Source organism: Flavobacterium hibisci (assembly GCF_020026925.1).
GTDB lineage: Bacteria > Bacteroidota > Bacteroidia > Flavobacteriales > Flavobacteriaceae > Flavobacterium > Flavobacterium hibisci.
Map to the genome: position 1 here is coordinate 145,847 of NZ_JAIQDW010000002.1, position 13,113 is coordinate 158,959.

General features: G+C 33.9%; 11 protein-coding genes and 1 tRNA gene. 3 read left to right on the forward strand and 9 right to left on the reverse strand.

The genetic code is table 11. The features are described from left to right. Window positions 1-144: 144 nt before the first annotated feature. From K8B81_RS03075 to era, 4 genes are all read right to left on the reverse strand, one after another. A complete protein-coding gene (locus K8B81_RS03075) occupies window positions 145-2,946 on the reverse strand; it encodes an outer membrane beta-barrel protein (RefSeq protein WP_223678730.1) in 2,802 nt (933 codons plus the stop codon). Window positions 2,947-3,100: 154 nt separating this feature from the next. Continuing rightward, a complete protein-coding gene (der, locus tag K8B81_RS03080) occupies window positions 3,101-4,411 on the reverse strand; it encodes a ribosome biogenesis GTPase Der (RefSeq protein ID WP_223678731.1) in 1,311 nt (436 codons plus the stop codon). A 276-nt stretch (window positions 4,412-4,687) separates the two neighbouring features. Further along, window positions 4,688-5,278: a CHAP domain-containing protein gene (locus K8B81_RS03085; RefSeq protein WP_223678732.1), complete on the reverse strand. Its 591-nt coding sequence runs from the start codon at window positions 5,276-5,278 to the stop codon at window positions 4,688-4,690. 127 nt (window positions 5,279-5,405) lie between these two features. After that, window positions 5,406-6,287, reverse strand: a complete 882-nt coding sequence (gene era / locus K8B81_RS03090) for a GTPase Era (RefSeq protein WP_223678733.1) — start codon at window positions 6,285-6,287, stop codon at window positions 5,406-5,408. 117 nt (window positions 6,288-6,404) lie between these two features. Between era and K8B81_RS03095 the strand changes: the two genes are divergently transcribed. Continuing rightward, a tRNA-Met gene (locus K8B81_RS03095) sits at window positions 6,405-6,477 on the forward strand. On the opposite strand, the gene K8B81_RS21085 is transcribed toward K8B81_RS03095, so the two are convergent. Beyond that, on the reverse strand, window positions 6,437-7,627 hold the full coding sequence (locus tag K8B81_RS21085; protein ID WP_394370715.1) for a recombinase family protein: 1,191 nt from the start codon (window positions 7,625-7,627) through the stop codon (window positions 6,437-6,439). The two genes, K8B81_RS03095 and K8B81_RS21085, sit on opposite strands and share 41 nt — an antisense overlap. 1,006 nt (window positions 7,628-8,633) lie before the next feature. On the opposite strand from K8B81_RS21085, the gene K8B81_RS03105 reads away from it, so the two are divergent. Then, the gene (locus K8B81_RS03105; RefSeq protein ID WP_223678734.1) at window positions 8,634-9,623 is read left to right on the forward strand and encodes a PD-(D/E)XK nuclease family protein; all 990 of its coding nucleotides are present in this window, start codon (window positions 8,634-8,636) and stop codon (window positions 9,621-9,623) included. Between the two features lie 419 nt (window positions 9,624-10,042). Here K8B81_RS03105 and K8B81_RS03110 read toward each other — a convergent pair whose 3' ends face one another. The 3 genes from K8B81_RS03110 to K8B81_RS03120 form a co-directional block, all read right to left on the reverse strand. Beyond that, the gene (locus K8B81_RS03110) at window positions 10,043-10,513 is read right to left on the reverse strand and encodes a hypothetical protein (RefSeq protein WP_223678735.1); all 471 of its coding nucleotides are present in this window, start codon (window positions 10,511-10,513) and stop codon (window positions 10,043-10,045) included. Window positions 10,514-11,026: 513 nt separating this feature from the next. Next, window positions 11,027-11,218: a cold-shock protein gene (locus tag K8B81_RS03115; protein WP_223678736.1), complete on the reverse strand. Its 192-nt coding sequence runs from the start codon at window positions 11,216-11,218 to the stop codon at window positions 11,027-11,029. A 239-nt stretch (window positions 11,219-11,457) separates the two neighbouring features. Beyond that, complete coding sequence (locus tag K8B81_RS03120) at window positions 11,458-11,637, reverse strand: hypothetical protein (protein ID WP_223678737.1); 180 nt, start codon at window positions 11,635-11,637, stop codon at window positions 11,458-11,460. A gap of 253 nt (window positions 11,638-11,890) precedes the next feature. Here K8B81_RS03120 and K8B81_RS03125 point away from each other — a divergent pair, with 253 nt between their 5' ends. Next, a complete protein-coding gene (locus tag K8B81_RS03125; RefSeq protein ID WP_223678738.1) occupies window positions 11,891-12,292 on the forward strand; it encodes a response regulator in 402 nt (133 codons plus the stop codon). A gap of 95 nt (window positions 12,293-12,387) precedes the next feature. On the opposite strand, the gene K8B81_RS03130 is transcribed toward K8B81_RS03125, so the two are convergent. Then, complete coding sequence (locus K8B81_RS03130; RefSeq protein ID WP_223678739.1) at window positions 12,388-12,897, reverse strand: response regulator; 510 nt, start codon at window positions 12,895-12,897, stop codon at window positions 12,388-12,390. Between the last annotated feature and the right edge of the window lie 216 nt (window positions 12,898-13,113).

The following is a 13,113-nucleotide window of genomic DNA, read 5'->3' on the forward strand; positions in this document are numbered from 1 at the left end:
GGAAATTCTAAACTCTAATTATCTTAAGTGACTTTTTAACAAACAAAAAACTCCAGCTAAGCCAGAGTTTTTATTATTATATGATTTTATTTTATTTGAAATTAACCTTTACAAATAAAAACTTTGTATCTCAGAGCTTTTAGATTATATATCTCTTTCTCTTCCTCCGCGATCTCCTCTTTCACCACCATCGCCTCGCTCTCCTCCTCTTCTTTTCGAACCTTTTTCAGACGCAAAATTCCCAATTTTATATGCTACAGAAAACATCACATAACGCTTTAAAACAGTATTTTGTTCATCTCTTACCGAGGTAGCAGAAATTGTTCTTGTAGCACTTAGGTTCTGATTCAGCACATCATAAACTTTTATTTTAGCATATAATGTTTTCTGTAAAAAACCATACGATAAACTCGCATTCCATAAGTAAAAATCTTTTTTGAAATCATCCGAAATATTAGAATTGTAAGTATATCCAAAATCATTTCCAAAAATTAAATTCGCCGGCCAGTATGTTGTGGTTTGTAAACCGGCCCTGTGCACAACTGCTGAAGTCGAATTTGCAGAAGTATTTTCGTAATGTGTTTCATTAAATGATAATCCGTAAGATGGGGAAATAGTCAGCAACTCACCATATTCATAAGTAAAATACAATTTAGGCGAAATTGCTGTTGATTTTGCATTATATAAAACCTCATTTGTATATCCTTTGTCAAAAGTATAACTTCCATTTAAGCCAATTCCATATCGTAAAACATGTGCATCCCTTTTAATCGACTGATTCCAGTTTGCTCCGGCAGAAAGGGAATAATTACCTGAAATATTTACATACGTTGTTGTTCTTCTACCATTTGCATCAAAGACAGAAGTCGATACTATATCATTATTAAAATAATCTCCTTTTAGCGAAAAAGCGTAGCCCGAACGGGTGCGGAAATCAAAATTCCTGAAATTAAAATTTATCGAATTTTTCTCAATAAGATCTAAATCAGGATTACCAACAATGCTATTTAATGGATTATTTAAATTAACGACTGGCATTAAATAATTGGCTGAAGGTATTGCATTTGAGTAATCGTACTTGAATGTCAAATTCTTAGATTTACTAAATTTATATCGCAGCTGGGCAGAAGCAAAAGGCAGGACATATTTTTTATTTAACTGCGTTTCGTTCCCCATATACAACGAATAGTTGTCAAAATTAACAATAGTCGTTTTCGAATCCAGATTTAAGGTGTAATTGCTTTTTCGCAGTGTTATTCCAACTTTTGGCGCCACCGAATTTTGTGAAGATGTCGTATAGGTTGTTAATGAAGAATTCAAATCTAAAATTTCCTCTGTCGAACGGTCGACATCGTAAGTTTTCTGGTCATTTGAAGAACTCTGCCAATCCAAATCGGAACCAAAACGGACCCTTAAAGAATCTGTAATCGGTTCTGTATATTCAAGATCCAGCGAGTAGGAATCGGAAATATTCTTACCACTTGTTTTTTGGTATCTGTCAACATTTTTGTCTGGCTCCAGATTAAAAATGGTCTTAATATCATTAAACCCATCTGAATCATTTTTGGTATTATTATTCGAAAAAACAAAGCTCATATTTCGGTTTTTTTTCTCGAAAGCTTTATTAAAATTGATTGTATTGGCAAAATTCGTTGCGGTTGTTTCTTTGTTCGATACTGATGTACCATCGTTTAAAAGCTGGCCGTTTTCATCATCCTGCCAAGTTTTACTCGAGGAATCAGATTTTCCATTTGAACGTGTTTGCCCTACATTTGGAGTAATAACAAGGCGTGTGGTTGGGTCAATTTTGTATTCTAATTCAAAGTTTGCTGTATTTCCAGTACTTTCATTTCGGTTTTTAGAATCTGCCTTAGTATAATTATTCCCCGTAGGTAAAATACTCAGTTCATTAGAGTTGCTATCGTTTTTATTAATTGTATTCGAAAAATTGTAACTCCCGGATGCCATGAGTTTTTCTGTCCAGTCATCAGAATAATTAACACCCAACAAGTTAGACTGTGTAATTCCTTTTCCTCCTCCAGAGTTTCTGCCTCCCCTGGCTGTTCTTCCGCCTCCCATACTGTCAAATACTTCATCCTGTGTAAAACCCGTTGAATTAATATTGTTTGAAGCTCCAAGAATACTGATTTTTTGTTTGTTATTGAAGAAATTCATGATCAGACTGCTCTCATAACGGTCATCAGAACCATAACCTCCCAAAATTTTCCCGAAATACCCTTTATTTTTCTTTTCATCAATCGTCAGGTTGATACTCGAATAATCTGATATGGATTCTTGTTTCGCTAATTCTTCTTTTTTGGTTTTAAAATCAGAAACCTGTACTTTTTGTATGATTTCGGCAGGTAAATTTTTTAAAGCCATTGCACCATCCCTGTCAAAAAATGGCTTTCCATTCACTAACAGCTGATTTACTTCCCTTCCGTTAACCGTGATTTTTCCAGCATCATCCACATCAAAACCAGGCAGTTGTTTTAATAATGCTTCTACATTTGCATCGGGACGGACTTTATAAGAAGCTGCATTGTATTCTAAGGTATCCTGTTTCATGCGAATTGGCGGAGCCTCACTTTTAACAATTACCTCATTTAAAGCATTAACACTTTCGATCAAATATAATTTTCCAAAGTCTTTGCTTTCCAAAAGACCATTTTGTTCTTCTGTGTAAGTTTGGTACCCTAAATAATTTATTTTAAGGAAAACCGGTTTATCCAGTTTTTTGGTGTTCAATCTAAAAAAACCGTTTTTATCTGTCGTTGCATAATCAATAACCGTAGAATCTTTAACAGTCGTAAAATAAACGGTAGCCAATTCTACCGGCAGCTGTGTATTAATATCAAGCACAGTACCTTTAAGAACAATATCATTCTGGGCATTAGCAGAATAAGCAAAAACAAAAAGTAGTAAAAAGTAATAAATTCTAGTCATAAAATGTTTGGTTAGAACCATAAGACTTCAAAAGAATAAAATGGTTTAATTGTAAATTCCACATTTATTCAAATAGTATGCCATTTCCTAAATACAAAGCTGTTTTCAATTGAAAAAAGACATAAAAAAAGTCCCAAAAATGAGACTTAAAAATTTATTTTTCTCTGATATAAATATCAATCGGAACTCCTGCAAAATCCCAATTTTCTCTAATCTTATTTTCCAGATAACGTTTATATGGTTCTTTCACATATTGTGGCATATTGGCAAAAAATACAAACTGAGGTGTTGGAGTTGGCAATTGCATACAATATTTAATTTTCACATATTTACCTTTTGTTGCCGGTGGCGGATAAGCCTCGATAACTTTCAACATATATTCGTTGAATTTTGAAGTAGCAATTCTTTGTTTTCTATTTTCAAAAACCTGAACCGTCGCTTCAAGCGCTTTCAATAAACGTTGTTTTGTCAATGCCGAAACAAAAAGAATTGGCACGTCTGTAAAAGGCATTAATTCTTTTTTGATTTTCTCTTCGTAATCACGTGTTGACATGGTATCTTTTTCTACCAAATCCCACTTGTTTACCAAGATCACAACACCCTTACGGTTTTTCTCTGCCAGCCAGAAAATACTCTGATCCTGCCCTTCAAATCCGCGGGTTGCATCGATAACTAAAATACAAATATCGGCATGCTCAATTGCCCTAACCGAGCGCATTACCGAATAAAATTCTAAATCTTCCTTTACTTTTGCCTTACGACGAATTCCCGCTGTATCAACGAGATTAAATTCGAAACCAAAACGGTCAAATTTAGTATCAATGGCATCACGGGTTGTTCCTGCAATGTCAGTTACGATATAACGATCCTGACCAATCAAAGCGTTGATAAAACTGGATTTCCCTGCATTTGGGCGTCCTACAACAGCAAAACGAGGCAAATCTTCCTTAACCTCAACTTCTGGTTTCTCCGGAAATGCATCAATTAAAGCATCTAATAAATCTCCTGTTCCGCTTCCTGAAATACTTGCGAAAGTAAAATAATCTCCTAATCCAAGATTATAAAACTCAATCGCATCTTTCTCACGCATTGCGTTATCTACTTTATTTACAGCCAATAAAACCGGTTTTGTTACTTTACGCAACAATTTAGCCACCGTTTCATCCATTGGTGTAATCCCTTCTTCAACATCAACTACAAAAATAATAACATCAGCTTCGTCGATAGCAAGCTCTACCTGTTTACGGATTTCTCCTTCGAATACGTCATCACTTCCGCGAACGTATCCTCCGGTATCAATGACAGAAAACTCTTTTCCGTTCCACTCGCTTTTACCATAGTTTCTATCACGGGTAACCCCAGATACTGAATCTACAATAGCTTCTCTTCTTTGTATCAGCCTATTAAACAGGGTCGATTTCCCTACGTTAGGTCTTCCTACTATCGCAACAATGTTATTATTCATTTTTTTGAATTTTACATCTCAGATCTCAGATTTAGATTCTGTTTTGAGCAAAATCAGATAAATCGTTAATCCAAAATACTGTGTTTTAATTTTTTGCAAAGGTAGTTAAAAAAAGCTCCTAAGCTAATAAGTTTCTAAGTACCTAAGTTTTTCTTGTTATTTTCAGGAGCATATTCCAGCTATTCGCTATATCTTTTCCTGGCTAAAGAAGCCAGAAAAAGGATGCCGCTTCTATCTGGGCTAGGCCTTTAGGTCACAAGAATATTTTTGTCATTATTATTTTCTCAACCAGCCCAGCAATCTGTCATTTTCGATTTTATAATTTCCTTCCTGATTTTTTAGAACAAAAACTTCTCTGGAACTGCTAAATGGCCCCGGGTTTTGCTGAATAATTTCAACTTCATTTTCAAAAACTTGAGAAATTATGGCAACGTGTCCAAACCTATTTAAAACCGATCCTGAAAAAATTACCAAATCGCCTATTTGCGGTTTTGTTTTCCCGGGATTTGCGTATTGAATTAAATCCCGTTTCAAATTCAATTCGCCGTCTTTTACTTTAGGATCAAAAAAATCCTTTGCGTGACCGTATGCATCCGGCATTTTATGATTGTAATGTTCGTAATAATATCGTTTTACAAACTCTACACACTGGTATTTTAGCCCTAAATTGTAATTGTCTTTTGTAACGTTTCTTTCCAAAACATGATCAACACCGCCATTGTAATACACTTTGACTCCGTTTAAACTATCAAGTGGCTGCCCGATTTTATAATCGCTGTTTAGATTTACTTTTTTTACGACTTTTAAACCAGCGTAACCCAAAACTAAAACTGAAATAATCAGGAGCTTAATCTTTTTAATTTTCATTTCTCTGTTTAAGAATAATGTTCTTTAGTTCTATTGCGTGAGGGATGGAAACGACATCCTTTTGTGGCGGGGTTCGCCACAAAAGATATAGTGTACAGCCCGGTCCTTGGGACACGCCCAAACAATTTTACTGATTATATCCGAATCGTTTCAGCATATTCGCATTACTTCTCCAGTTTTTGTTCACTTTTACGTAAAGCTCAATGTGAATTTGTTTTCCGAAGAATTTCTCTAAATCAGCTCGGGCATCGGTTCCGACTTTTTTGAGCGCTGCACCTTTGTGGCCGATGATGATTCCTTTTTGCGTATCGCGCTCCACCATAATTACCGAACGGATTCTGATAATATTTTCATCTTCGTGAAATTCTTCTGTTACGATTTCAACCGCATAGGGAATTTCTTTGCTGTAATTCAATAAGATTTTCTCGCGAATCGTTTCATTTACAAAAAAACGCTCTGGCTTGTCTGTTAATTGGTCTTTTGGGTAATAAGCCGGTGATTCCGGCAATAATTCTATAATTCTTCCAAAAACTTCCGGGACATTAAAATTCTGCAAAGCCGAGATTGGGAAAATCTCTGCATTTGGCACTTTTTCTTTCCAGAAAGCGACCTGCTGCTCTAATTGATCCTGGTTCGAATTATCAATTTTATTTAAAAGCAGTAAAACCGGAATTTTAGCGTGAATAATTTTCCTGAAAAAATCTTCATCTTTTAAGTCCTGCTCACCAATTTCGACCATGTAAACTAAAATGTCAGCATCTTCAAAAGCCGATTTTACGAAGTTCATCATTGATTCCTGCATTTCGTAAGCGGGTTTGATGATCCCGGGAGTATCAGAAAGGACCAACTGGAAATCTTCTCCGTTTACGATTCCTAAAATTCTATGACGTGTAGTTTGTGCTTTTGAGGTAATGATCGATAACCGTTCTCCAACGAAGGCGTTCATCAGGGTTGATTTTCCAACATTTGGATTTCCGATAATGTTTACGAATCCTGCTTTATGTGACATTTGTGTATTATTTTAAGCTGCAAAGGTAGTCATATCAACTCAATACAGAAAATAAAACATTTTTTTAAGTTTTCGTTGGAAATCTAAAAAATCGCTGTATCTTTGCACCCGAAACATCGCGGGATAGAGCAGTAGGCAGCTCGTCGGGCTCATAACCCGAAGGTCACAGGTTCGAGTCCTGTTCCCGCTACAGAGAAGAACCCATCAAAATTTTGATGGGTTTTTTGTTTTTTACTACTTATCTCAAGCCTTGTAAATGTTGACACTAAATCAAAAACAACGTTTACTTTATTGGTTAGATATTGCCTGTTTTCAGCCCTAATTGACAATCCTTCTGGAAACACCAAGTTTTGAATTCTTATCTTGGTCTCAATATCTCCCTCTCTCCAGTATTTACTGATATTTGAAACTTTTTCCACTACCTTATCGATATGCTTGCCGTGGTTAGATATTTTTTTTGTGTTGGACAGAATTTGGCTTTCAATCATCTTTAGTTCGGTTTCAAATTCGAGCGCATATCTATTGTATTTTTCATTCCCAAAATTTGGGTTTTCAAAATAGCGTTTATCCAAGTTCTCAATCTTAGCCTCAACATCTTTTTTCTTTGCAAGCAGGCTTTTAGCTTCATGTCTTGCTTCTTCGTTCACAGCATCAAAGAATTTATTTAACTGCATTTTAAAAGGTTCTACAAATTTTGACTTTAATGTATACTTTGACAATAATCTTTCGAAAGAATCATTGAGTCCTTCCATTTTTGATTTTTGGGTTGTCATTGCATTGAAACTCGCATTTTTACATTTTTGGCATTTATAGTAGTGTGTTTTCTTTTTCCTAACCTCATAGCTTGTCAGCAGGCATCCGCACCCGCATCTTAAAAATCCTGTAAGAGGCCTGAACTCATTGACTTTGTTTTTACAGTATTCTTTGACTGCAATGACGTTGTTTTCAGAAAGCATATTATCAACTTTCAGGAAATCTTCCTCACTCACTAAGCCCGCCCAGTTTCCTTTCACCGGCTCATCAATTAGTGAATTGACCAAGATCCCGCAATAAAAAGGGTTTCGCCACATAGAGCTGATCCCCTGCTTTGAAATAATCAAATTCAGTTTTTCAAGTTTCTCTCTGATCACATAATCTCTTTCACCTGCGAGTTTCCATTTCCATGCCTTTTTTAAAACCTCTCCTTCCTGATTAATCGTAATAGACTGCGTGTCCTGCATCAAGGCATAGTCGCCTACTTTTCGTCCCCGCATTGTATAGCCTCGGGGAGCTTTGCCAAGCCAGTTGCCTGATCTGAGCAGTGCTTTCATGCCTGGAATTGTTTTCTCCAATCTGTCCATGTTTTCCCTTCTGGCATCAAGGAGCTTGCCGTAAATATCAAGTTTGCTGTATTCGTCATTGGTACACAGCCCTGATGATGTCTCAATTAGATGAACACCCAGCTTATCCACCAGTTCATGTACAATCGTGATAGCATTGCCTCCTGTTCTGGAGAACCTGCTTATAAATTTGATGGCAATTGCAAAGGGTTTCTGCTTTGAACTTTTAACTTCTTCAAGCAGTTTTGTAAACTCTTTTCTTGTGAAATCTCCCGAGGCGCTCTCATATGTTCCACCGAGTATATTTTTAAGTGTATTTATTTCAGATTCTCAGTTGACCTGTTCCCGTTTTTCAGGGCTATAACTTATGCCATTCCGCCGAAAATTAAGAACCACTTTGCGTTCGGTCCTTCCTTGCTTGTGAGTCCTCCACTTTCTCTATGGCTCGTTTCCTGACAAGTACTATGACCTCTGCTGACTTCTTTACTTAACCAACTCGTGGTTGTAAAGACCTCCCCTGGTAAGAGCTTTTTCCTTCTGTCTATCTCTGGCACATCTACATAGCAATAATCTAATTTTATAGCATGTTCAGAACACTGTTTTGGACTTCGTATTGCTGTGGATACTCATCCTTATTGCTATGCCTCCTATGTACTTTCTGTTCGTCAGTACAGACTTTTGCCGGTTCGCTTCCTTTACTGCATACCTCACGGTAAACCAGCTTGCGACGTGCTAATGGTTCGGGTTGTTGATCCGCCCACAAGGGACTTACACCCTCTGGAAAAATAACACGCTGTAGGATCTGTTTTCTAATCCAAAATTTGTATTTTCGAATTTTTATCAAAGCTTACAGCGTGTGTCCTGCTCATGCAGGGCACACACAGCCGGTTAGACGAAATCGCTGGTATTCGATAACCAGAAGTTGTTCATTCACGAATAGAGTTTATCTTCGGCAGAGAGAACTCAGTTCGCTGACATCGCAACTTCGCTAATCGGCGACACGTTAGGTGAATTTTAAATAACAAAAATGCAACAATTCAATTTTTTTAAAATTTTAGAAAAAGATAATAAGGAATTAATTCATTCTGCTTTTATTTCCTATCTTTTAGATAATAATTCAAAATTTAGAGAGTTTTTAGAATTAGGAAATGAAATTTTTTCTTCTTCTCAATTGGAGAAACAGTATAATCATAAGAAAGAGAAATGTAGAATAGACATTGAACTGATTTCAGAAGACAGAAATCACTTTGTTTTTGTCGAAAATAAGTTTAAATCATTTCCTTATTCAAATCAATTAAATAAGTATGATAGAATATTTAAACATAATGTACACAGTAAAGCTAAACTAACAAAAATACTTTTATGTTTTGATAAAGAAATAATTGGATTTCAAACAGAATGGAAAATTTATGATTATAATGATATTGTTAATTTTTTAGAAGAAAATTTTAATTTGAATGATAGATATGACGAGGCTATTTTTATCAATCATTATCATCAATTCTTAAAGGAATATATTAATACTTACAAGAGTTACCAAAATAATAGTGTTAGCCTGTTTAATGGTAATTTATCGAATGACGAAAAATTTTGGTTAAGGTTAATCAATTCTCAAATAGTTTTATATTTCCAGACTAAGTATAACAATGATTTATTTAACTTTGTTTCTAATCCTGGGAATACTTCAACACCATTACTAAACATAACACCGCTAGGTTGGAAAGCCAAAGTTAAGGAAGATGTTTTGATTCAATTTCAGGGTAGAGATTTGAAATTCTATATACATAGTGTAGATAAAGAAAGAATAAAAAAGGTTATAGATTTTTGCTCAAAGAGATTGTGGGACGAAAAGTTAGAACTTAAAAAACCAACAAAACGAAAGGAAGGATCGTGTTTTATTTTCAAAACTAGAATTAATGATGTGGTAATTAATGATTTTTCTATAGCGAACATTTGTAAAACTATTGAAGGATTTTATGAGAATATAGAAGAGAAAATTATAAAAAACTACACCTAAGTCGGTTTTGCATGATTGCTATTTTTGTTGTAATAGTTCATTCAGTTTTCATAACTTCGTTTTTTACAGCCGAGCGAACTCAGTTTCAATTCCGCAATCAACGCAAAGCCACAGGACGTTAGCTGCAACCCTAAAAAACAGAGAAAAATAAGATATTTAAATGAACGAATATTTAAAAAACATATAAAAAACTAAAAGAAGATGTATTAGCAAAAGCGATTTACGATATTTTAAAATCAATATTAATTGCTTTAATAACTTATTATATTTTAGACGAAACCCCGATCGCGCGGATTTGTAATCCGTGCCCGCAAAGTATATCATAAAAGATAAAAAAAAGAAAATCTAGTTTTATTAATATTGGATCGGGCACGGAAAGAATTTCCGCGCTATCGTTATGCATATCTCAGCGATCAGGATTAAAATTTACTTTTTAATTGGGTAACATATTGACCTTCTGTTAAATTGAAATTATTAGGTTCCAATACCAAAGTAACTGTTATATTATTCAAGGTAATTAAATAGTATATATCTGATGTTAACCATCTTTTATATTGTAGTGGATTGGCTTTTATTGCGGTAAATGCCTTACCAATTATGGTTTTATAATAATCCCCTGCATGACATTGTTCTTTAAAATTCTTTAGCTCTATTAAAAAATCTCTCAAGCCTAAGGTAGGCACTTCATATCTTTCTACTTTGTCAAAGTCTCCGTACCGAGATATTGTAGTATCAGAAGATACATAAAATAAATCTGTACCCAAATTCAAATAATCTAACTGTCCTGCAATAACCGCATTTAATTCGCTTAAAGTTTCTGTTATATGGCTTAAATTCATATCTGACAAAGCTGATGCCTGATTTAAATCTGAAGTACTTACTCCAATCATTACTTCTCTATTTATTGAATATTTTGTTACGAGTATCTGATATTCATATAGCATAATATATTGTTTAAATGTTTAATTAAAATTTCCGCGCCCGTTGGCGTTTATTATCTATTCAAATCATTTCTTCTAGCTTCCATCTCTCTTAAACAATGTATTTTACAGTCCCGATCAAGCCGATTTGTAATCCGTCCTGGCAAAGTATATCTTAACAGATTTAAAAGAAAATCCAGCTTTATATAGAACGGGCACGGAAAGAATTTCCGCTATGGTTGTTAGGAAAAAATATTATCACAACATAAACTCTGGGTTTTTGGTTTTAATCTTTCTTCTCTTTATATTATAAATACGAAGATTAAACTAAAAACTAATTGGCTCTAGTGTTTTTATTTTTTCTCTTCTAATAAAAAAAACATCTAACCATTATTGCAAAATAACATCGTAATCTACATTATATAAACAATAAAGGCATCTGCTTTACAGATGCCTTTATATTAAACTGTGATAGTATATAAGTTATGCTACAACTACGTTTACTGCGTTTGGCCCTTTACGGCCTTCTTCTACGTCATATCTTACTTCATCATTTTGACGAATGGTTTCTGACAAACCTGAAACATGAACAAAAACTTCATCTCCTCCATTATTAGGAGTTATGAATCCAAAACCTTTTTCTTCATTGAAAAATTTTACTGTACCTTCTTGCATTTTTAATGTATTTAATTGTCCAAAGATAGCTTTATTTAATTAGAACTCACTGAAATTGAGATTTTTATTTTCTAAATCCATTAGCATATAATAATCATTGAAATTAAAAAAAAATTAAAAATTTAATTTTAGCCTTTTAAGAAAATCCGATTAACATATCGGAGATCAAACATAAAATCGATAAGTACTAAACAGTTAAATCTAATCCCTGATTTGTAATACCTTTTTCAGAATATTTTTTAAATCTTCAAAATAATAAAGCATTCATTTCCAGTAGTTAATAAAATATTTTCAGCAGCTTCCTTAGAATAAGCAGAATATAAAATGAAAGGAATATCCTTTAATGTTTCGTCAGTGATTTGTGCTATAAAATCCTGTCCGTTTGCATACGACATATTATAATCTAAAAAAGATGACATCTGGCAGTATTTCAGACTTTATGAGATTTTCAAGGGCTTGCATTTTATCTTTCTTATTTTCAATTACATCCCATTCGCGAGTAAGTTCACTGCTTCTCTAAAAATTTTCTATCATCATCGTCATTATCGAGAATTACCTTGTTGTTAAATTACATTAAACCTATTTTTAAAATAAAATAAATTTTTTAAATTAGTCATATTATCTGCCCCAAACTGATATTTTATATACGTTTTTACCTAAAATTAAATTATCATGAATAAGAAAGGAGCCATAATCATTATAGAAGACGACCCGGACGACCAATATATATTTAGTGACGTTTTTAAAGAACTGAACTATAACAATAAAATTATTTTTTTTAATGATGGACAGGAGGCACTTGATCATTTGCGATCAACAGCTGAAGAGCCTTTTATCGTTTTCTCTGATATCAACATGCCAAAACTAAGTGGAATTGAGCTAAGAAAGCAAATATTTGAGAATGAAGGCATACGTTTAAAAACTATACCCTATCTATTCTTTACAACGAGCGCAGATCAGCGCGATGTTATTGAAGCCTATTCAAAATCGGTTCAGGGCTTTTTTGTCAAGCCATCAGATTTTAATGAATTGAAGGATATACTAAGAATAATTGTAGAATACTGGCAGAAATAGTGTCTCTCCTATGTATGTAGCCTAGAAAAATAAAGATATGGGAATCTTATTGCATGTATCTAATACAACAATCGAATAGGGAGAAACAGCAATTACTAATCCTCCCGGGATATATTTTTTTCAGAAATGAAAAACATATTTTTTAAAGGATTTATCAGCGCTTTTGTCCAATACAGAACGAAGACTTTTTTTAAAATGAGAATAAAACCTTTAAAAGAACTGGGCTTTTGGATATAAAGATCTGCTCCCTTATTCAAAGTATCTTCTATATCTTTCTGACTATTGGAAGTCGATAGCATAACTGCAGGAATGTCATTAAGTTCTTTATCGTTCTTTATTTCTGCCAGCGCCTCTTTACCACCTTTAACAGGCATGTTGATATCTATAAAAATAATATCAGGTTTTGGTTCGGAATCATCCTTCAAGGTGTTAACGAGTTCTTCACCGTTTCCAACCGTAATTATTTCAGCGGGAACATTTGTTGCATCTACTGCATCAATAAACAATTCCTGATCATCATTATCATCCTCAGCCAATATAATTTTTAATGGCTCATTTGCTTTTAAGTCTTTATTATTTACGGATGAATTTTCAGAACTTATCATATAGAAATGTTTTTTTTACAATCCAAAAGTACGCATAAATATGTAATAATATTCCATTGAAGTAATTATCTTAAAATCAACAATAATGCTAATATTAAGAAGCAAATCTTCGCCTGATTCATTTGATTTTGCAAGTAACGAAATAACTTTAAATTGTAACTTTTAGATAAGTTCCTTTAAGAAGGTTTGTCATTTTAATATCTCCGGATTTCAAAG